Source organism: Burkholderia sp. BCC0506 (assembly GCF_902833145.1).
Lineage (GTDB): Bacteria > Pseudomonadota > Gammaproteobacteria > Burkholderiales > Burkholderiaceae > Burkholderia.
Genome location: NZ_CADFEN010000010.1, coordinates 1 through 20,537, shown reverse-complemented (window position 1 = coordinate 20,537; position 20,537 = coordinate 1). Strand labels below are relative to the sequence as shown.

The window sequence follows — 20,537 nt, the reverse complement described above, 5'->3', positions numbered from 1 at the left end:
CGTGAAAAGGTCCGTAGCTTTTGTCATGGAAGGCCGCTCACGCCGCCGCGCGTCGTGCCGAGCGCGTCGACCACGCGGCCGATGACGGCCGGCCAGTCTCCGGGCCGCGTCTGCCGGAACAGCGTCGCGCACGGGTACCACGGGCTGTCGTCGCGGCCGAGCAACCAGCGCCAGTCCGGCACGCGCGGCAGCAGCACCCAGACGGGCCGCCCGAGCGCGCCGGCCAGATGCGCGACCGACGTGTCGACGCTGATCACGAGATCCAGCGTGTCGACCAGCGCCGCCGTTTCGGCGAAATCCTGCAACGCGTCCGCGAACGACAGCACGCCGCTCGCAGCGAACGCGTCGGCATCGCGCGCGCGAACCTGCGGCTGCAGGCTCACGAATGTCGCGTCGATCGCATCGCACCCGACGAGCGGCGCGAGCACGGCGAACGGTATCGAGCGGTTCTCGTCGTTCGCGTGGCGCGGGTTGCCGGACCACGCGAGCCCGACTCGCAGCCGGCCTGGCGGCGCTGCCGCATCGATACGCTGCACCCACGCGGCACGCCGCGACGCATCGGCGCGCAGGTACGGCACGTCGGCCGGCACCGTATCGAGCGTCGTGCGGAACGCGTACGGCAGGCTCATCAGCGGACATTGCAGGTCGAACGCCGGCATCGGCTGCCCTTCCGTGACGACCCGGCTCACGCCGCGCAGCGTGCCGAGCAGCTCGCCGAGCGCGGCCGGCGCCTCGACGATCACGGTCGCGCCCGCGTCGTGCGCCAGGTTCGCGTAGCGGCAGAACTGCAGCGTGTCGCCGTAACCCTGTTCCGCATGCAGCAGCAGCGTGCGGCCCGCGAGCGGTTCGTCGCCGGTCCATCGCGGCCGGTCCGCATGACGCCGGTGCAGCATCACGTCGGCCGCCTCCCAGCGCGCCTCGTGCTGCCGCCAGCCCGCGTCGAAATCGCCCGTCAGCAGCCGGCAGAACGCCTCGGAGCGGCGCGCGGCACCGTGGTTCGGATCGCGCCTGCATGCTTCGGCGTAATCGGTCAGCGCCGCGTCGTCGTCGCCGAGGTGCTGGTGGGCGAGCGCACGCGTGAACAACGCCTGCGCCGTGTCCGCCGGCGCGGCGGCGGCCGCCGCGTGGCTCGCGAGCGCATCGTCGTAGCGGCCGAGCTGCTGCAGCGCGAGCGCGCGGTTGTAATGCAGTTCCGCATGCGGGCCCGTCAGCGCCAGCGCCGCGTCGTAATCGGCGAGCGCGTCGTCGAACCGGCCGAGCGCACGCAGCGCGGCCGCGCGGTTGCGGCGCGCGTCGATATCGTCCGGATTGCGTACCAGTGCTTGCGCGTAGGCGTCGGCGGCTTCCGCGTGACGCTCGAGCCCGAGCAACGCATTGCCGCGCCCGACCCACGCCGCGACGTTGCCGCGATTCAGCGCGAGCAGGCGGTCGCAGCGCTTCAGCAATTCGTCGCGGGCGTGCAGCAGATCCAGCGCGACGCAACTCGCGTACAGCAACTGCTCGTCCTTCGGCCGCCGCGCGAGCCCTTCGTCGAGACACGCGAGCGCGTCGGCCGGGCGGCCCAGTTCGGTCATCACGACGCCGCACGCGTAAACGAGCTCGGGCGTCTTGCCGCGCACGACCATCGCGAGCCGATAGCTGTGCAGCGCCTGCTCGCGGTGGCCGAGCGCGCGCAGCGCATGGCCGCGCTCGGTGTTCGCGGCCGCATCGTTGGGGTCGATCCGCAACGCGCGCTCGATGCTGATCAGCGCATCGGCGGGCCGCTCGAGCCGGCGCAACGTCTCGCCGCGCTTGCGCCACGCCGTTGCGTGCGCCGGTTCGCGCACGAGCGCCCGGTCGTAGGCCGCCAGCGCCGCGTCGTATTGGCCGAGCGCAAGCAGCGCATCGCCGCGTGCCGCATGCGACGGCGCATGGTCCGGATCGGCCGCGAGTGCGCGATCGGCGAGTGCGAGCGCGTCGCGATGACGGCCCACACCGGTCAGCGCCGCCGCGTGGTTCGCCAGATTCCACGGCTGGGTCAATCCGAACGTCATCGAGCGCGCGATCAGCGGCTCGGCCCGTACGGGATCGCCAAGCTGCAGATACACGAGGCCCAGCAGGTGCAGCGCCTCGACATGGTCGGGCGCCATCGCGAGCACGCCTTCGTAGAGCCGTCCGGCCCCCGCGAAGTCGCGCCGTTCGAGGCGCGTGCGCGCCTGGCGCAGCGCATCGGCGAGCACCGCTTGCAGCGGCACGGCCGCGGCGCCCGGTAAGGCGCCCGCCAGCGGCGCAGCCTCGCGGCGCGCACTCATCGCGCGCCTCCGCCGACAAGCGCCGGCAACTCGGCCGCAATCCGCTCGACGACGGGCGCCCACTGCCCGCCCTCGGGCTGGCGGAACAGCCGCGCCGACGGGTACCACGGGCTGTCGTCCCGTTCGAGCAGCCAGCGGAAATCGGGCGTATGCGGAATCATCAACGCCAGCGGCCGGCCGAGCGCGCCGGCGAGGTGCGCAACCGACGTATCGACGCTGACGATGCCGTCCATCAGCGCGGTCAGCGCCGCGGTATCGGCGAAATCCGCGAGTTCATCGCCGACGAAGCGCACGGCACTCGCGTCGAGCACCGGACGATCGTCGTCGCGCACCACCTTCTGCAGGCTGATCCATTCGTAACGGTCGTCGAACAGCGGCAGCAGATCCGCGAGCGTCATCGAGCGGTTGCGGTCGTTCAGGTGCAGCGGGTTGCCGGACCACACGAGGCCGATTCGCGGCCGCGTCGCTGCACCGAGCCGTTCGCGCCACCGCGCGACGCGCGCGGGGTCGGCCGCGAGATACGGCACGCCGGCCGGAATCGACGTCAGGTCCGTGCGGAATTCGAGTGGCAGGCTCAGCAGCGGGCAATGCAGGTCGAACGGCGGCAGCGGCTCGCCGCGCGCGACGAGCGTGTCGACGCCGTCGAGCGTCGCGAACAGCGTCTTCAGTTCGACCGGCGCTTCGAGCACGACGCGCGCGCCGAGCGCTTTCACGAGCGGGACGTAGCGACAGAACTGCAGCGTGTCGCCGAGCCCCTGTTCCGGGTACAGCAGGATCGTCTTGCCGTCGAGCGGCATCCCGTGGGTCCAGCGCGGTTGCGCGAACGTGCGCCGGCTCGCATCGAGCTGCGTGTCGCGCCAGCGCCATTCGTACTCGGCCCAGCCGGCTTCGAAATCGCCGATCGACAAACACAGGAACGCGCGCATGCAGTGCGCGAGCACGTAGTCGGGATCGATGTCGATCGCATCCGCATACGCCTGCCGCGCGGCGTCGTGGCGACGCAACGCGCGCAACGCATTGCCCTTGTGAAAGTGGGCGAGCTTGTCGCGCGGCGTCGCGTCGATCACGCGCGCGAAGTCGTCGAGCGCGGACGCGTAGCGGTGCGTCTCGAGCTGCACGCGGCCGCGTGTGAACCAGGCGGGCACGTAACCGGCATCGAGCGCGAGCGCACGGTCGCACATGTCGCGCGCCTCGTCGTGACGTTCGATGCGCATCAGCGCGCTCGCGTAGTTGCACAGCACGCCGGGGCTGCGCGGCTCCGCGTCGAGCGCGCGCGCATAGCTGTCGACCGCGTCGCGATAGCGATCCAGGTGGCTGGCCGCATTGCCGCGGTTCGCGAGCGCCCGCGCGTGGCGCGGATCGATCGCGAGCACGCGATCGCAGCGCACGAGCGCCTCGTCGTGCCGGCCGAGCTGTTCGAGCGCGATCGAGCTGTTGAAGATCGCATCGACGAAGGTCGGGCTTGCCGCGATCGCCGCATTGAAATCCGCGAGCGCGCGTTCGGGCTCGTTCAGGTCGAGATAGGCGACACCGCGCAGGAACAGCACCTCGGCGCTGCCCGGCCGCTGCGCGAGCGCGTAGCCGTAGCTGTCGACCGCCTCGCGGAAGCGGCCGAGTTCGCGCAGCGCGAGCCCACGCCCGCGCATCGCGTCGAACGAACGCCCGGCCAGCGCGATCGACCGGTCGCAATCGGCGAGCGCGTCGGCGTGACGGCCGAGCGCGCGCAGCATGTCGCTGCGCCTCACATAGCCGTCGGCAAAACCGGGCGTCAGCTCGAGCAGCCGATCGTAGACCGCACACGCATCGTCGTACCGCGCGAGTTGCGCGAGCAGGCCCGCGCGCTGGAACAGCACGCGCTGATGGACCGGATTGATCGCGAGCGCTTCGTCGAGCCGCGCGAGCGCGTCGTGCTCGCGCCCGAGCCCGGTCAGCACCGCCGCGTAATTCGCGAGCGCGAGCGGCACCGGCTGGCGCTCGATCGAGCGCCGCATCAGCGGCTCGGCATCGTCGAGGCGCCCTTGCTGGAAGCGCACCGCGCCGAGCAGGTGCAGCGCCTCCGGATGTTCGGGATCGAGCGTCAGCAATTCGGTATACGCATGTTCCGCATGCTGCAGCGCGCCGTCGTGGTGTGCCTTGCGCGCACGCAAGAGCAACCGTTCGAGTTGCGCGGTGTCGGGCGGACGGCGATCCGGCGCGACCGGTGCGCTCGCGCGTGTCGTCCCTTCCCCGTTCGGTGTCATCGTGTGGCCCTCACTTGTCGCTGTTCGTATCGCGTGTCGCGTGTCGCGTGTCGTGTCTAACGTGTCATCGGCGCGAGCACGGCGCGCACCGCGTCGATCGCGCTCGTCCAGTCGCCCGGCGCCGCCTGCCGGAACAGCCGCGCGGACGGATACCACGGGCTGTCGCCGCGGGTCCGCATCCAGCGCCACTCCGCCGGCTCGGGCAGCAGCACCCACACCGCGTGGCCCAGCGCGCCCGCCAGATGCGCGACGGCGGAATCGACCGCGATCACGAGATCCAGCGCGCCGATCAGCGCGGCCGTGTCCGCGAAGTCGCCGAGTTCGTCGTCGACGCGCAGCACCGGCGCCTGCGCGAGCCGCGCCGCGTCGCGTTCGCGCACGGGCTTTTGCAGGCTGATCCAGTCGACGTCGAGATCGAACAGCGGCGCGAGCCGCGCGAAGTCGATCGACCGGTTGTGATCGTTGCGGTGCTCCGGATTGCCGGCCCAGGCAAGCCCGATCCGCGGCCGGCGCCGTTCGCCGAGCAGCGCTTCCCACTGGCGCGTGCGCTGCGGGTCGGCATGCAGATAGGCGCCGGCATGCGGAATCGTGGCTTCGTCGGTGCGAAACGCATGCGGCAGGCTCAGCAGCGGCGTCTGGCAGTCGAACGCCGGCAGCGGTTCGCCGCGTGCGATCACGTCGACCGACCCGGGCAGCGATGCCATCAGCGCGCGCAATTGCGGCTGCACCTCGAACACGACCCGTGCGCCGCGCGCGGCCACCAGCGGCACATAGCGGCAGAACTGCAGCGTATCGCCGAACCCTTGTTCCGCATGGATCAGCACCGTCCGACCGTCGAGCGGCGTGTCGCCCTGCCACGTCGGCTGCGTGAACGGCCGGTAGTGCCGTGCGAGCTGCGCGTCGCGCAGCCGCCATTCGTACTCTGGCCAGCCGCGCGCGAAATCGCCTTCGATCAGATACAGCGACGCACGCGCGAAATGTGCTTCGGCGTAGTCGGGCTGCAGCGCGATCGCGCGGTCGTACGCGGCGAGCGCGTCGTCCGGGCGCGCCGTTTCGAAATGCAGGTTGCCGCGGTTGAGCCAGTTCGTCGCGTGATCGGGGCGCAGCGCGAGCGCACGGTCGAGCGACGCCATCGCTTCGTCGTAGCGGTGCAGGTCCTGCAACACGCTGCTGCGATTGGTCCAGGCCTCGGCGAATCGTGCGTCGCGCGCAAGCGCCGCGTCGTAGCTCGCCAGTGCGTCGTCGTAACGCTTCAGGTAACGCAACGCGGTGCCGCGGTTGCACAACGTCTCCACCGAGCGCGGATCGAGCGCCAGCGCACGCGTATAGGCCGCCAGCGCGTCGTCGTGGCGCTTGAGCTGCAGCAGCGCGTTGCCGCGGCTCGCGTGGGCGCGGACATGATCCGGATCGAGCGCCAGCACGCGTTCGCAGCGAGCGAGCGCTTCGTCCGCCCGGCCGAGCCGTTCGAGCGCGACCGCGCTGTTGTAGAGCACGTCGATCCGCGCGGGATCGGCCGCGATCGCCTCGTTGAACGCATCGAGTGCCTCGCCCGGCCGATCGAGATCGATCAGCGTGCGGCCGCGTTCGGCCGTGATCGCGGCCAGGCCGGGCCGGATCGCATCGGCGCGCTCGAAACACTGCAGCGCATCGGCCGGCCGCTGCAGTTCGCGCAGGACGAGGCCGCGGTTGAACCACGATTCGAACGAACGCGGGTCGACCATCAGCGCGCGATCGTAGGTATCGAGTGCATCGTCGAAGCGGCGCAGCGCACGCAGCGCGCTGCCGCGATTGCAGAGCGCGTCGAGCACCAGCGGCGACACCGCGAGCGCGCGGTCGAACGACGCGAGCGCGTCGTCGTAGCGGCGCAATCCGAGCAGCGTATTGCCGCGACGCACGAGTGTCTGCACGTCGTCCGGCGTCGTGCGCAGCGCGGCCGCGAAATGCTCGAGCGCCTCGCCGACGCGGCCGCGCTCGCCGGCGATCGCGCCGAGATCCGACAGCGCGCGCGTGCCGGGTGCGATTGCGATCGACTGGCGCAGCAACGCTTCGGCGTCGTCGGCCGCGCCGCGCTGGAACTGCAGCACGCCGTACAGGTGCAATGCCAGGGGATTGTCCGGCTCCTTCTCGAGCACGGCGAGATAGTCGCGCGCCGCGTCGTCGAACCGTCCGGCGCCGTGCCGGTTTTGCGCACGACTCAGGATCGCCGCCGATTGCCATTGACCGCGCGCGTCGCGTCCCGACGCGATCGCGTATGCATCATGCCGGTGCTCGACCGTCACGTTCGCCCCCTTCCCGTTTGCCGATGCCGCCGCTGGCCCGGTTCAATGGAACCGGTCGCGGGCGGTCATGCTCGTCACGAGACTAACGGACGGGCAATAACAGATGTATGACGAAAGTTACGGACCATTTTGTCCGGGGGACAGACCGCATTGCCGGCCGGGCGCAGCCCGCACGGCCGTCACTGGCCGATCGGGATCGTCCGCACGTATTCCACTGCCGGCGCGCCCATCGTGACCGCGAAGCGCACGCCGCGCGGCAGCGGCATGCCGAGCGACGTGATGTTGCTGACACCGTGCTGCGCGAGAAACCGCGCGTAGCTCTGCTCGATCGCGGTCTGGCTCGTCGTCCATCCATCCGGCGGAATCCACACCGCGAGCTGCATCGTCCGCGCATCGTTGCTGACCACCACGCGCGCGAATGCGTCCATGTGCTGCAGCGCGTCCTCCACGTCGGCCAGCGACGCGAGCGGCTGCGACGCGCTGCGCACGAGCTCGCGCCCCTTGAGCTGGTAGCGCACGACCTGCATCTGCGTCGGCCCGCTCCCGACGCCGAGATGGCGCACCATCACGAGTTCGTTCGGCCGGACGCGCAGCGGCGGCCCGAACACCTCGTCGGCCGTCACGAGGTTGGTCAGGTCGAACTGCAACTGGGAGAAATAGCGGCCGAGCAGACGCGTTTGCGCCAGATTCGACGCGATATCGTCGCGCCCGCGAATCGTCGCGTCGAGGCCGCGCCACGACAGCAGCGCGATCACGGCGAGCAGCGCGATCGCGACCAGCATCTCGATCAGCGTGAAGCCGCGCGCGCGCGCCATCGCGCGCGGTTCAGCGGCGCGCTTCATCCTGGATCACCGTGACGACTTCGGCGAGCACGTTGCGGCTCGACGTCGACGGATAGACGCTCACCGTCACGCGTCGCACGAGCGGGCTCGGCAGCGCGGCCACCGACTGGCGACACACGAACCGGTAGCGGCCCTGCGGGCACGCGAACGTGTTCGTACCGACGGACGGCCAGCTCGACGCGATACGGATCTCGCCGAGCGCGTTGTCGGCGCTCCACAACGCGAGCAGGCGCATGCGCGCCATGTCGGTGTCCGACGCGAGCGCGCCGATCGCGCGCATCACCGCGCCCAGCGCCACGGCCACGATCGCCAGCGCGATCAGCACCTCGATCAACGTGAATCCCCGTTCCGGCGCCCGCGCCGTGCGCGGTCCGCCGCGCGCATGGCGGTAATGGTCGGTTCTGTCGTCGCACATGACCTGCATCATTCGTGTCGATGAGTCGGCGTCCGGCGCGCGAACCGCGGCGCAGGCCGCATCGCCGGCGCGACGGACACCGTGCTCGGACGTTAAGCGCGACGTGTGGCACGCACGTGTCGAATGGTACGGACCATTTGGCGCGGCGCGCACCGGCGGACAGGCGTGCCGGTACATCGCCTGCCACGTCGCGCGTCGCGGCGCACGGGGAACCAAAACGGAAAACGATCGGAAAAGCACCGCCCTGCACCGGCGGGCACGGAGAAAGACGATCCTCGGGCGGGATCGCCGCGACGGCGTCAGGCCGTCACGGCGGCGTCATATTCGGCGCGGGCAAGCTGGCCGGCGGCGTATGCCTCGGCTTCGCCGCGAAAGCCTTCGCGGCTGAACGCCACGACTTTCACGCCGACGCCGGTCGCCCGCTTCACCGTCAGCGCCCATTGCCATCCGCCGTCTTGCTCGAAGACGTGCAGCGAGGGTTCGAAGGAAGGGTCGAGTACGGTCACGCGTTTTGCTCCTGCCCCTTGCGCGCTGCGTCGGCAACGCACGGAGGCATGTCGAAAGGGTCGCGCCGGTCTGCCGACGCGTTTCTGCCATTCCACAGTCTAGTCAATAATTGTTGCGACGCACCATCAGAGGTTTCACTCACCTATCGGAACCGGGCGGTCGATCAAATCTGCCCGAAAACCTTGCGGGACGGCCCTCCGCGCCCCGTCGCGCCACGCGGCAACGCGTTCGTGCGGCAACGTGCCGCATGCGCGGCCAATTGCCTGCAACGGCCTTTCGTGAACCGGAGAAACGGGGCGCGATCTATTCGGCCGCCATCGACACGCGCCGGAACGTCAGGTTGACGCGTTCGCCCTGCACGCCGGGCGCCTTCGGCACGCGGTGCTGCCATTCGGCCTGCGTGCGTCCGCGCATCACCAGCAGACTGCCATGCACGAGGCGGTACGCGTGCGTGACGCCGGTCGCGCGGTGGCGAAGGTCGAACACGCGCATCGCGCCGAGGCTCACCGACGCGATCACCGGCGCATCGCCGAGTTCGGATTCGTTGTCCGCATGCCAGCCGAGGCTGTCCAGCCCGTTGCGATAGCGATTGAGCAGCACGCTGTTGAAACGCACGCCGCATGTCGCCTCGACCGCGCGCTTGAGCCCGAGCACGGCCGGCGTCCATGGCTGCGGCACGTTGCGGATCCCCGAGTACACGTACACGGCATCGGGCTCGCCCTGCCACGCGGTGAGCCGCGGCAACGGAATGCGTCCGCGCGGCGTGCGGATCGTGTCCTGCCGCCATGCGACCTCGTCGATCAGCGCGGCGAGCGCACGATCGGCGTCGGCTGGCGCAAGCCAGTCCGGGTACCAGGCCACGTCGGGCGCGGGCGTATCGGCGAAGAGATCGGGTGTCGACATGTCGGCGGGAACGGGCACGGAACGGAGCGAACGAGACATGTCTGCATACTAGCCAACGGCGCCGCGCGCCGCCATGCGCTGTCATTCGCCGCTGCGCGCCAGCCGTCGTGCACGGCGATACGCGTTCGTATCGCGGAACGACCGCCCCCCGGCCATCCGCTAGCCGCGCGTCAACCGGATCAGCGTGATTTCGGACGGTACGCCGAAGCGGTTCGGCGGGCCCCAGTAGCCGGTGCCGCGGCTCGTATACAGCCACATGTCGCCGAAGCGGCTCAGCCCGCCGATCACGGGCTGCTGCAGCCGCACGAACGGCGGCCACGGCAGGAACTGGCCGCCGTGCGTATGCCCGGACAGCTGCACGGTAAAGCCCGCGCGGTTCGCCGCTTCCGCGCTGCGCGGCTGGTGCGCGAGCAGGATCTTCGTGCCGATGTCGCGCGGCGCACCGGCCAGCGCCTGCGCGGGGTCGCTGCGATGCGCGGGATCGAAGCCGCCCGCCGTGAAGTCGGTGACGCCCGCGAGCACCGCGCGTGCGCCGCCGCGCTCGATCAGCACGTGCTCGTTGAGCAGTACCGTCAGCCCGATACGACGAAATTCGTCGATCCACGCATGCGCACCCGCGTAGTACTCGTGGTTGCCCGTCACGAGGAAGGTACCGTGCCGCGAGCGCATCTGGCCGAGCGGCGCCGTGTGTTCGCGCAGCCGCTTGACCGAACCGTCCACCACGTCGCCCGTCACGACCACCAGGTCGGCATCGAGCGCATTGACCGCACGCACGATCCGTTCGATGTAGGGCCGCTTGATCGTCGGCCCGACGTGGATGTCGGACAGTTGCACGATCGTCAGCCCGTCGAGCGCGGCCGGCAGCCCGACGACCGGAATCGACACGCGCTTGACCGCTGCCGTGCGGCGCGCGCCGACGAACCCGATCGCAGTCACGAGCACCGCGGCCGCCAGTACGCCGAGCGCCGTGTCGGGCGCGGCGCCGCTCCATGCGCCGTCATGCCCGAGATGCCGCCACGCGAGCACGCCGAGCAACACGATGTCGCGCAGGAACGTCAGCACCAGCAGCGACGAGAAGAAACCCATCGCGAGCGCGCCGGCCCAGCCGACCAGCGTCGCCGCCCAACCTTCGTCGAAGCGGCGCGAGAACATGCCGACCGGGATCAGCACGACGAAACTCGCCAGCACGAGCGCCGCGATCGTGCGCGCGAGCGGCGACGCGAACGCATCGGGAATGATCCGCATCCCGACGTACAGATGGAACAGCACGCCGATTGCAATGAACCGGACAAAGAAACTTCGCATGGAACGTTCACCTTCGTTGCACGACCGCCTCCGCGACGCGCGTCGCACCGGGCCGTGATGCCCGGTGCCGCGCGTCGCGCCATACGCACGATGGTACACAGATCCCGGTCGCGGCGACCGGTCGCGGCCGACCGTTCAGCGTCGTGCGGCTTCGCGCGACAATCGGCCACTCTCCCGCTGCCACGTCCATGCGCGTCGATCTCGTCGACCTCGAACTTTCATGGATGTCGCGGAAGCGAACCGCCAGATCCGCGTTGCCGGGCTCGATGCGTTGCCGCGCTTCGCGTGCGCTCTCGTCGACCTGCTCGCTGAAGAGGCGCGGCCGGCCTGCCTCACGCATTCGCCTGCGTCCGCGTATCAATCGGCGGTTTGCACGCCGATTGACACTGCGTCGGCATGGCAAATGCCTCCGCGCGATCTGATCTGACGATCCTTGACAGTCCGTTAGCAACCCTACGCGAGCATGGGCTGGCAGAATCGCGACGGTCCGGCCATGGCCAGCCGCGGCCATGCCGTGAACGCGTGCGGATCGCTGGCGATCCGCATCGCGCTGATTTATGATCGGCTCCGTATCCCGGAATCGTCGTCGCGGCCCGGCCGGTCGCGACGATCCGCATTGCGCCGCGCCCGGCATCCACCCTCAACGTCGAGCTCGTCACACCATGAGAACAACAACGCCGCGCGCGCCCCTGCGCGTCGCTGCCGGCCTGGCGCCCGCCCTGCCGCTCGCGGGTTGCGCATCGCGCGGCGCGCCGTCCTACGTGCTGTTCGGCGCGTACTTTCCGCTGTGGCTCGTCAGCGCGATCGTGGGCATCGTCGGCGCGATCGTCGCGCACCGCGTGTTCGTCGCGACCGGCTGGACCGCGACGGTGCCCTACCCGCTCGCTGTCTGCACCGCGATCGGGCTCGTGGTCGCGGTGATCGTGTGGCTCACCGGCACGGGGCCGTTCGCATGAAGGCCGCCGGCATCGCCCGCCCTTCGGTCAAAGGCCGCGTGATCGCGCTCGCGATCGTTGCGCTCGGCATCGCGGCGCTCGCGTACGCGTACCACCGCACGACGGCCTACCCGTCCACCGACGACGCGTCGATCGACGCGGACGTCGTGCACGTCGCATCGCCGGTCGGCGGTCGCATCGTGCAGCTCGCGGTGCATGAAAACCAGCGCGTCGCGAAAGGCGACCTGCTGTACGTGATCGATCCCGTGCCGTACCGGCTGACCGTCGCGCAGGCGCAGGCCGATCTCGAACTCGCGCGCGCGTCGCTCGACACGCGCCGCCGTTCGCTGATCGGCGAGCGCTCGAATGCGTCCGTCGCCGCCGAGCAGGTCAAGCGCGCGACGCAGAACCACGATCTCGCGACGCGCGACGTGAACCGGCTCGCGCCGCTCGCCGCGCAGGGCTACGTCAGCGCACAGCAGTTCGACCAGGCGAAGGTGCGCCAGCGCGACGCGGCCGTGTCGCTCGCGCAGGCGCAGGAACAGCAGCGCGCGTCCGCGCAGACGATCGGCGACGACGCCGACGCGATCGCGACGCTGCATGCGCGCGAAGCCGCGCTCGCCCGCGCGCAGCATGCGCTCGACGACACGGTCGTACGCGCGCCGCACGACGGGCTCGTGACGGGCCTGAGCGTGCTCCCCGGCGAAACCCTCGCGCCGAACCAGTCGATCTTCACGCTGATCGACGCGAGCGAATGGTTCGCGGTGGGCAATTTCCGCGAAACGTCGCTGAACCGCATCGCGGTCGGCGACTGCGCGACCGTCTATTCGATGATCGACCGCAGCCGCCCGATGACGGGCAAGGTCGTCGGCATCGGCGCCGGCATCGCGGACAGCGACCGCATCAACCTGCCGCGCTCGCTGCCGATCGTGCAGCGCTCGGTGAACTGGGTGCACGTCGCGCAGCGCTTCCCGGTGCGCGTGAAGCTCGACGAACCCGACGGCAAGCTCGTGCGTGTCGGCGCGAGCGCGATCGTCGAGGTCCGGCATGGCTCGGCCTGCCGCTGAGGTCCGCTCGCCGGGCCCGCGCGAAGTCCTGCGGCTGCTCGCGCCGTTTCCGGGGCGCGCGGCCATGGCCGTGCGCGTCGCGCTGATCTGTGCGCTCGTCGTGCTCGTGACGAGCGGCTACGGCACGCCGGAAGCCGCGATTTCCGCGTATGTCGTGTTCTTCCTGAACCGCGCCGATCGCGTGACGAGCGTCGTGCTCGCGGTCGCGATGCTGTTGCTCGTGACGATCGTGATCGCGCTCGTGATCGGCGTCGCGATCTTCAGCATCGAGTATTCGGTGCTGCGTGTCGCGTGCATGGTCGTGCTGTCCGTCGGCCTGCTCTACCTGACGTCCGCCAGCAAGCTGCGCCCGGTCGGCGCGATCCTCGCGATGATCGTCGGCTTCGGGCTCGACGAGCTCGGCCTGGCGCCGGTCGGCGAAGCCGCGACGCGCGCGCTGCTCTATTCGTGGTTGATGGTCGCGATCCCGGTCGGCGTCGCGATCGTCGTCAACCTGTTGATCGCGCCGTCGCCGCGCAAGCTCGCGCACGCGCAGCTCGCGAAGCGGCTGCGGCACGCCGCGCGGCGGCTGCGCGGCGACGACGGCGCGCGCGCCGCGTTCGACGCCAGCCTGCGCGAAGGCGACAAGCAACTGCTCACGTGGCTGAAGCTGTCGAAGCTCGAAGGCTCGTCGTCCGGCACCGACGTCGTCGCGTTGCGACAGGCCGTCGCGTCGAGCACCGCGCTGCTGGTCGCGGTCGCGCTCGCGGATCGCGAACCGCAGGCGCGGCTGCCCGACGCATTCGCCACGCCGATCGCGACGACGCTCGACGAAATGGCCGCGATCCTCGAACGGGGCGGCTATCCGGTCGACGTAACGCTCGCGCTGCCGGCCGTCGATACGCTGCCGCCGCTCGCACGCGTCGTCGCGACCGACCTGCACACCGCGATCACGCAGTTCGCGGAACCGCCCGCAATCGACCCGCCGGCCGCATCGGCCGATACCGCCGACACGCCCGCTGCCGACAACCCGGCCGAACCCGCCGCACCACCCGCCCCGCGCGGCGGTTTCTTCCTGCCCGACGCGCGCACCAATCCCGACCACATCCGCTATGCGCTGAAGACGACGGCAGCCGCGATGTTCTGCTACCTGCTGTACTCGCAGCTCGACTGGTCGGGCATCCATACCTGCTTCATCACCTGCTACATGGTGTCGCTCGGCTCGACGGCCGAGACGGTCGAGAAACTCACGCTGCGCATCGCCGGCTGCATCGTCGGCGCGCTGATCGGCACGGCCGCGCTCGTGTTCGTCGTCCCGTCGCTGTCGTCGATCGGCGAACTGATGGCGCTCGTCTTCGCCGGCGCGTGGCTGTCCGCGTGGATCGCATTCGGATCGCCGCGCATCGCGTATGCGGGTTTCCAGGTCGCGTTCGCGTTCTTCCTGTGCGTGATCCAGGGCGCGGGGCCCGGCTTCGACCTGACGCTCGCGCGCGATCGCACGATCGGCATCCTGCTCGGCAACGTGGTCGTGTATCTCGTGTTCACGCGCATCTGGCCGGTCAGCATCGGCAAGCAGATCGACACGGCGCTCGCGGCGCTGCTCGACCAGTGGCGGCGCGTGGCACAGATCGCGCAGCCGGCCGAACGGCGCACGCTGGCCGCCGAGGCGTTCGCCCGCCACGGCGCGATCTCGCAGGAGCTCGGCCTGATCCATTACGAACCGTCGTGGGTGCGGCCGGCCGCGGCGTGGCTCGCCGCCCGACGGCGCGCGCTCGCGGAACTCGCCGCGCTCGAAGGCCCGCTGTTCCTGCTCGCCGAACGCAGGCCCGGCGACCCGGCGATCGGCGCGCAACTCGCGCGCGTGACCGAACCCGGCGACGACGAAATTGCGCCCCGCACGAATGCCCCCGCGCCACCGTCGGGCGCCGCCCCCATCGACCCCGCGCGCGACGCGCTGCTGAACCTGATCGACACGCGGCTCGCACATCTCGCCGACGCCGCCCGTCAAGCCACACCGAAGGAGCCTGCCCCTCATGCGCCTACCTGAACCGCCGGCCGCGTCGATCGCCGCCGCCGCGCTCGCGACCGCCGTCGCGCTGGCCGGCTGCGCGACGTCGTCGATCGATCTGGCGCCGGAGGCGTCCGACCGCCCGTGGCAGCCGCAAACCTCGGCCGCGGGCGACATCGTGGCGGCCCCCCCGCGCGCATCCGCGCAAGGTGCGCACGACTACACGCTGCCCGCATCGCCGGCGCTCGCGTCGGTTCCGGCGCCGGCCGCGCTCGATGCCTCGCATGCGTACACGCTGCCCGAGCTGATCGATCTCGCCGAATCGGCCAATCCGCTGACCCGCATCGCATGGAACGACGCGCGCAACGCGGCGCTCGCGGTCGGCCTCGCCAAGGCTGCCTACCTGCCGCGCCTGTCGGCGACCGCAATGGGCGCATATCAGGCGAACCACGGCTCGACGTCGACGATCCTCGGCGATGCGTCGAGCAACACCACCGTGCACGGCACGATTTCGGCGCTGTCGCTGCAATGGCTGCTGTTCGATTTCGGCGGCCGCGCGGCGCGCGTCGAGGCGGCCGAACAGGCGTCGATCGCGTCGAACGTCGCGTTCACGGCCGTGCACCAGCAGGTGATCCACGACGTGACGGTCTCGTACTACCGCTACGAGGCCGCCCGTTCGCGCGCGCTCAGCGCGCAACAGGGCCTCGCGAACGCGGATGCGATCCTCGCGGCGTCCCGCGCGCGGCTCGAGCACGGCGTCGGCACGGTCGTCGAGCTCGCGCAGGCGACGCAGAACCGCGCGCAGGCGAACCTCGCACTCGTGCAGGCGAACGGTGCCGAGAGCGACAGCTACCTCGCGCTCGTCTCCGCGCTCGGCATCTCGCCGCTGTCGAAGCCGACGATCGCCGCGCTGCCGAAGCGGCCGCTGCCGGCCGCGCTCGGTTCGTCCGTCGACGCGATCGTGTCCGACGCGATCGCGCGCCGGCCCGACCTGCAGGGTGCGTTCGCGGTCGAAAAGGCCAATCGCGCGAAGATCAAGGCGGCGCAAGCCGCGTTCATGCCGAAGATCTTCCTGTCCGCGTCGACGTCGTACGCGAACGGCGGCACGTCCATCTCCGCGCTGCCCGCGATCGGCGACCAGGCGCCGACCGTCAACCTGAACGGCAGCCGCTACGGCGGCGGCGTGTTCCTCGGCGTGACGATCCCGCTGTACGACGGCGGCCTGCGTTCGGCCGTGCTGATGCAGGCGCGCAACGACGCGGAAAGCGCATCCGCGCGCCTCACGCGGACCAAGGAGGAAGCGGTACGCCAGGTCGTCGCCGCGCAGAACGCGGTGCAGACGAGCCTCGCGTCGCACGACGCCGCGAAGGCGCTCGTCGATGCCGCGCAAACGAGCTACGACGCGGCGCTGACCGCGTACCGGAACGGCGTCGGCTCCGTCACCGATGCGACGATCGCGCAAAGCCAGTTGCTCGCGGCGCGCAACGCGGAGGTCGACAGCTACGCCGGCGCCTTGTCGGCTGCCGCCGCGCTCGCGCTCGCGACGGGCACGATCGGCTCGACGCAGTAGCGCCGCCAGGCGGTTGACGCGGGCGCGCGCCGCCCACTAGAATGCCGCCCATTCTTCCTTCAGGAACCATCGTGGACAGTTGCAGCACTCCGTTGCGTGCGCCGCTTGCCGCCTGAACGCCTGCCTGCCGCAGTTCTCCTGCCTCGGCTCGCGTTCCGCGAGCCGCACGCCATCCGTTTCACATTGAATGACGCAATCGCGCGGTACAGTACCGCGCGACGACGGCTATCGCCGCGTCGCCTTCGGCCTTGCGCCGCGGCGACGCGCGCCGGCATGCGCTTCTTGCACGGCAGGACAACCATGACTTTCGATTTCGCACTCCGTCTTTTCACCGCGTTCGCCTGCGGCGTCGCCATCGGCCTCGAGCGCCAGATGCGCCAGCGCACGGCCGGCCTGCGCACCATCACGCTCGTCGCGAGCGGCGCATGCCTGTTCGTTACGCTCGGCGTGCTGACCGGCAACGGCGTCGCGGGCGTCACGCAGATCGCCGCGTACGTCGTGTCGGGCGTCGGCTTTCTCGGCGGCGGCGTGATCATGCGCGACAAGGGCTCGATCCAGGGCATCAACACGGCCGCGACGCTGTGGTGCTCGGCCGCCGTCGGCGTACTGGCCGGCTCCGGCCACTACGTGCCCGCGCTCGCCGGCACGGGTGTCGTGCTGCTCACCAATACGGTGTTGCGCGGCGTCAGCCAGGCGATCAACGCAACACCCGTCTCGAACGCCGATCTCGTGCGCGAATACCAGATCACCGTGATCTGCCTCGCTGCCGACGAAGTCCACATCCGCACGCTGCTGTCGAACGCGATGTATGCGAAGCCGCTGTCGTTCCAGAGCCTCACGAGCGAAGACGTGCCCGACCAGCCGGACCGGCTGAAGGTCACCGCGACGTTGAAGCTGCATCCGAAGGATCAACAGAAGCTCGAGCAGATCGCGAGCCGGATGAGCATGGAGAAAAGCATTTCCAGCGTGAGCTGGACCGCGAAGGAAGCGGAGCCGATGATGGAGTGAGCACGTGGCGGCCGCCGTCTCCGGCGGCGCCGTCGCGCCACGTCGCGTCAGGGTGTTTCGATGAGCCCGGCCGAGATCGCCTTGACGACCGCCTGCACCTTGTTGGTCGCGCCGAGCTTCTCGAGGATGTTGTTCACGTGAAAGTTGACCGTCCGCTCCGAGATGCTGAGGATCTGGCCGATTTCGCACGCGGTCTTGCCCTCGGCCGTCCAGCACAGCACCTCGCGCTCGCGCGCGGTCAGCGTGACGCCCGCCGCGGGCGCCAGCTTCGGCACCATGAAACGGCTCATCAGCGAATGCGACAGGTTCGCGAGCCAGTTCGTCTGCAGCGTCAGCATGTTGATCTCGGCCGGCGTCAGCCGGTCGGCATGACGGGCGATGCTCAACAGGCCGAACGCGCCGCGCGCCGCCCAGCTCGATTGCGCGACGCCCACCGACAGCCCGAAATCCCGCGCGTCCTGCCACAGCGGGCACGGCTCGATCCGGTCGACGTCCGGCCAGACGATCATGTTGGTGCTGAGCGCGCCGTCGCGAACCGTCGAATCGATCTCGATATAGTTCTGCGCCTGGTAGTGCGCCATCCAGCCGTCCGGATAGGTATCGAAGATGGCGACCGCCGGCTTCGATACGGGCAGCGGTACGCGAATGCCGTAACAGCAGTATTCGAATCCGAGCCGCCTGGAATAGGCGGCGATCCGCTGGAAGAGCTGCTGCTCGTCTTCCGCGGCACTGAATTGTTGGTAGGCATCCTGCCAGCGCAGTTCCATTCGTTCTCCGACAACGTCACGCTGTCATACTTGTCAGGTTTCAGCACCCGTTCGGGGCTGATACATTCCGCGCATGACTTCACCCTTGCTGCACCCTGTCCCCGGCCCGTCCCCGGACGGCTACGTACGCCTGTCAGAAGGCGCACTGGCCGCACTCGTGCTCGACCATGTCGCGAGCGGCCTCGACCCCGCGCTGCTGGCCGAATTGCGCGACCACGCGATCGACGCCCGCCTCGCCGGCTATACCGAATGGCATCGCACGGCCGGTGCCGGCGTCGCCTACGTGACGGTCGGCTGGGACTGGTACCTCGAACGCACGACAGGCACGTTCGTGATCGCGGGCGGCGACGTCCGCAGCAACGTGATGGCCGTCGACGCCAAGGGCGCCGACATCGGCATGTTCCGCACGGCCGCCGCGCTCACCGCGCGGCTCGCCGCCATCGACTGGCCTGCCGCCGTCGCGTCGGCCCTGCTCGGGCGCAACGACGCCAATCATGCCGGCCCCACGCTCCAGTGACAATCGCCCCCGCATTCCTCTGACGATTTTGCAGGACTGGCGCTCTTTATAAGCAAAAGCGGCCCGGTTTTCAATCCCGCCGATCAAGAAACCGTTACCACGTCCCGAATGGCGTCTTTACGCCGCCACCCTGTAAGAGTTACCAGTTACAGGGTCCTCGTGCCGCGCGCTGTAATGCACGCATAGAAAAGCACAGATCCGAGGACATCCATGCAGACCTTCGTTCACGAGGAAGGGCGGTTGCCACACGAACTTGCGGCGGATCTCGGGCGCTACCGGCGCCGCGTGTTCGTCGAACAGCTCGGTTGGGCGCTCCCGTCGGCGAACGAAAGTTTCGAGCGCGACCAGTTCGATCGCGACGACACGGTCTACGTGTTCGCGCGAAACGCCGACGGCGACATGTGCGGATGTGCGCGCCTGCTGCCGACGACGCGCCCGTATCTGCTGCAGTCGCTATTCGCCGACCTGGTCGCCGAGGACATGCCGCTGCCGCAATCGGCCGCCGTCTGGGAGTTGTCCCGATTCGCGGCGACCGACGACGAAGGCGGCCCCGGCAACGCGGAGTGGGCCGTGCGGCCGATGCTCGCGGCCGTCGTCGAATGCGCGGCACAGCTCGGCGCGCGGCAGCTGATCGGCGTGACGTTCGCGAGCATGGAGCGGCTGTTCCGCCGGATCGGCATACACGCGCACCGCGCAGGCCCGCCGAAGCAGGTGGACGGACGTCTGGTCGTCGCGTGCTGGATCGACATCGATCCGCAAACGTTTGCCGCACTAGGAATCGAGCCGGGGCAGGCTACCCGGCAAGCTATCGCCGCCTGAGCCGGAACGCGCATTCCGTCCGGGCGGCATCGTAACGAAGGAGAACCAACGTGGATCAGTCTCAGGTCTTTCGCGCGATGATGCCCGGATTGACGAGCGCCGGCGGCGCCCGCATCGCGGTCGCCTACCCGTCGTTTCCCAGGCCGCTGCCGCTCGTGCGGCTCGACCGTCGCGGGCTGGTGTTTCGTGCTGCCGGCGCCGCCCCGCTCGTGTGCGGGCTGCCGCGCCCGGCAACCCTGCTGGTCGCGGACGAGCCGCTGTGCTCGCTGCGCCTCGTGATCCGCGACATCGCGCCGGCCGATGACGGCCGCCACGACCTGACGATGCAGCCGTCCGGCGCCGCCGGCGACGAATTGCTGTGGCATGCGCTGCGCGATCGCGAACCGTACCGCGAGCTTCAACACCCGCTCGCGCCGGTCGCTCTGCCCGTCGCCGCCGACGGCGAACCGCATGCGGCGGCTGCCGAAACCGCGGCGCGTCCGTCGCGCAGCGCGGCTTTCCGCCTGCCCTGCCACAGCGACGCGCTGTTCTTCGCAGACTGGCTCGAATATCACTTCGACGAATTGCGTGCGCTGTCGCAACAGCACGGGCCGCAACTGCAGCTCAATCAGCTCGAACGACAGGTCGACGATGACGAGGTCGGCGTGCGTTTCGTCTACGACATCGACGGGCATGCGACGCGGCACGCATTGACCGATTGCGCGCGCGAGGCATGTGCGTGGATCGAAACGGAGATGCGCAGCAAATATGCGCTGCCGGTTGCGCACGGGCGGTTCGGCGCGTTTGCGGCGCATGCACGGGCGAGCGGCATGTGAATGGGGCCAGGCTGCGCGCCGACACAAGTCGGGCTGCGCGGCGGCAAGTTGTGCGAATGCAACGAGGGTTTGCAAACGTCCGGGTTTTCCCTTAAATTTACGTCTGTCTCCTCCATGTCTCCAAACATGGATTCAGCCCGCTCAAGCAGCGGGCTTTTTTATGGTTCATCGAGGATTACCGGGGAACGCGGCGCGAATCTTGAGGAAGAAGTATTCGTCGTCGCGGTACCCGTAAGCTCGACGCTTGATGACCTTGATGGTGTTGTTGAT

General features: G+C 69.8%; 19 protein-coding genes. 9 read left to right on the top strand and 10 right to left on the bottom strand.

Going from position 1 to position 20,537, the window contains the following annotated elements:
- Positions 1 to 23: 23 nt before the first annotated feature.
- The 8 genes from HWX62_RS22480 to HWX62_RS22445 form a co-directional block, all read right to left on the bottom strand.
- Positions 24 to 2,291 (bottom strand): tetratricopeptide repeat protein, encoded by a 2,268-nt coding sequence (locus tag HWX62_RS22480; protein ID WP_175932527.1) that lies wholly within the window; start codon positions 2,289 to 2,291, stop codon positions 24 to 26.
- Positions 2,288 to 4,531: a tetratricopeptide repeat protein gene (locus tag HWX62_RS22475; protein ID WP_175932526.1), complete on the bottom strand. Its 2,244-nt coding sequence runs from the start codon at positions 4,529 to 4,531 to the stop codon at positions 2,288 to 2,290. The genes HWX62_RS22480 and HWX62_RS22475 overlap by 4 nt, the downstream gene beginning before the upstream one ends.
- A 56-nt stretch (positions 4,532 to 4,587) precedes the next feature.
- Positions 4,588 to 6,810 (bottom strand): tetratricopeptide repeat protein, encoded by a 2,223-nt coding sequence (locus HWX62_RS22470; RefSeq protein ID WP_175932525.1) that lies wholly within the window; start codon positions 6,808 to 6,810, stop codon positions 4,588 to 4,590.
- A 179-nt stretch (positions 6,811 to 6,989) separates the two neighbouring features.
- Complete coding sequence (locus tag HWX62_RS22465) at positions 6,990 to 7,652, bottom strand: prepilin-type N-terminal cleavage/methylation domain-containing protein (protein ID WP_175932524.1); 663 nt, start codon at positions 7,650 to 7,652, stop codon at positions 6,990 to 6,992.
- Positions 7,636 to 8,067, bottom strand: a complete 432-nt coding sequence (gene gspI, locus HWX62_RS22460; protein WP_175932523.1) for a type II secretion system minor pseudopilin GspI — start codon at positions 8,065 to 8,067, stop codon at positions 7,636 to 7,638. Before gspI ends, HWX62_RS22465 begins: the two co-directional genes overlap by 17 nt.
- 299 nt (positions 8,068 to 8,366) lie before the next feature.
- A complete protein-coding gene (locus HWX62_RS22455) occupies positions 8,367 to 8,573 on the bottom strand; it encodes a hypothetical protein (RefSeq protein ID WP_034180396.1) in 207 nt (68 codons plus the stop codon).
- Between the two features lie 304 nt (positions 8,574 to 8,877).
- Positions 8,878 to 9,516 carry an alpha-ketoglutarate-dependent dioxygenase AlkB gene (locus tag HWX62_RS22450; RefSeq protein ID WP_244136080.1) on the bottom strand — a complete coding sequence of 213 codons (639 nt, stop codon included), beginning with the start codon at positions 9,514 to 9,516 and terminating at the stop codon, positions 8,878 to 8,880.
- Positions 9,517 to 9,636: 120 nt separating this feature from the next.
- Positions 9,637 to 10,782, bottom strand: a complete 1,146-nt coding sequence (locus HWX62_RS22445; protein ID WP_175932522.1) for a metallophosphoesterase — start codon at positions 10,780 to 10,782, stop codon at positions 9,637 to 9,639.
- A 220-nt stretch (positions 10,783 to 11,002) separates the two neighbouring features.
- On the opposite strand from HWX62_RS22445, the gene HWX62_RS22440 reads away from it, so the two are divergent.
- The 6 genes from HWX62_RS22440 (at position 11,003) to HWX62_RS22415 (ending at position 17,349) form a co-directional block, all read left to right on the top strand.
- On the top strand, positions 11,003 to 11,209 hold the full coding sequence (locus HWX62_RS22440) for a hypothetical protein (protein ID WP_175932521.1): 207 nt from the start codon (positions 11,003 to 11,005) through the stop codon (positions 11,207 to 11,209).
- A gap of 235 nt (positions 11,210 to 11,444) precedes the next feature.
- Positions 11,445 to 11,738 (top strand): hypothetical protein, encoded by a 294-nt coding sequence (locus tag HWX62_RS22435; protein WP_175932520.1) that lies wholly within the window; start codon positions 11,445 to 11,447, stop codon positions 11,736 to 11,738.
- Entirely contained in the window at positions 11,735 to 12,784 is a 1,050-nt protein-coding gene (gene mdtN / locus HWX62_RS22430) for a multidrug transporter subunit MdtN (RefSeq protein ID WP_175932519.1), read from the top strand. Before HWX62_RS22435 ends, mdtN begins: the two co-directional genes overlap by 4 nt.
- Entirely contained in the window at positions 12,765 to 14,810 is a 2,046-nt protein-coding gene (locus HWX62_RS22425) for an FUSC family protein (RefSeq protein ID WP_175932518.1), read from the top strand. Before mdtN ends, HWX62_RS22425 begins: the two co-directional genes overlap by 20 nt.
- Positions 14,797 to 16,341, top strand: coding sequence for a TolC family protein (locus tag HWX62_RS22420; protein ID WP_175932517.1), 1,545 nt, complete (start codon positions 14,797 to 14,799; stop codon positions 16,339 to 16,341). Before HWX62_RS22425 ends, HWX62_RS22420 begins: the two co-directional genes overlap by 14 nt.
- Before the next feature lie 300 nt (positions 16,342 to 16,641).
- The gene (locus tag HWX62_RS22415) at positions 16,642 to 17,349 is read left to right on the top strand and encodes an MgtC/SapB family protein (protein WP_006483946.1); all 708 of its coding nucleotides are present in this window, start codon (positions 16,642 to 16,644) and stop codon (positions 17,347 to 17,349) included.
- A 47-nt stretch (positions 17,350 to 17,396) separates the two neighbouring features.
- On the opposite strand, the gene HWX62_RS22410 is transcribed toward HWX62_RS22415, so the two are convergent.
- Positions 17,397 to 18,116 (bottom strand): autoinducer binding domain-containing protein, encoded by a 720-nt coding sequence (locus HWX62_RS22410; RefSeq protein ID WP_175932516.1) that lies wholly within the window; start codon positions 18,114 to 18,116, stop codon positions 17,397 to 17,399.
- A 73-nt stretch (positions 18,117 to 18,189) separates the two neighbouring features.
- Here HWX62_RS22410 and HWX62_RS22405 point away from each other — a divergent pair, with 73 nt between their 5' ends.
- From HWX62_RS22405 to HWX62_RS22395, 3 genes are all read left to right on the top strand, one after another.
- Positions 18,190 to 18,633, top strand: coding sequence for a DUF4902 domain-containing protein (locus HWX62_RS22405; protein WP_175932515.1), 444 nt, complete (start codon positions 18,190 to 18,192; stop codon positions 18,631 to 18,633).
- A gap of 210 nt (positions 18,634 to 18,843) precedes the next feature.
- Positions 18,844 to 19,452 carry an acyl-homoserine-lactone synthase gene (locus HWX62_RS22400; protein WP_175932514.1) on the top strand — a complete coding sequence of 203 codons (609 nt, stop codon included), beginning with the start codon at positions 18,844 to 18,846 and terminating at the stop codon, positions 19,450 to 19,452.
- Positions 19,453 to 19,502: 50 nt separating this feature from the next.
- Entirely contained in the window at positions 19,503 to 20,267 is a 765-nt protein-coding gene (locus HWX62_RS22395; protein WP_175932513.1) for a hypothetical protein, read from the top strand.
- 165 nt (positions 20,268 to 20,432) lie between these two features.
- On the opposite strand, the gene HWX62_RS22390 is transcribed toward HWX62_RS22395, so the two are convergent.
- Positions 20,433 to 20,537 (bottom strand): transposase (locus HWX62_RS22390; RefSeq protein ID WP_175720428.1); only part of this gene is annotated, 105 nt, incomplete at its 5' end.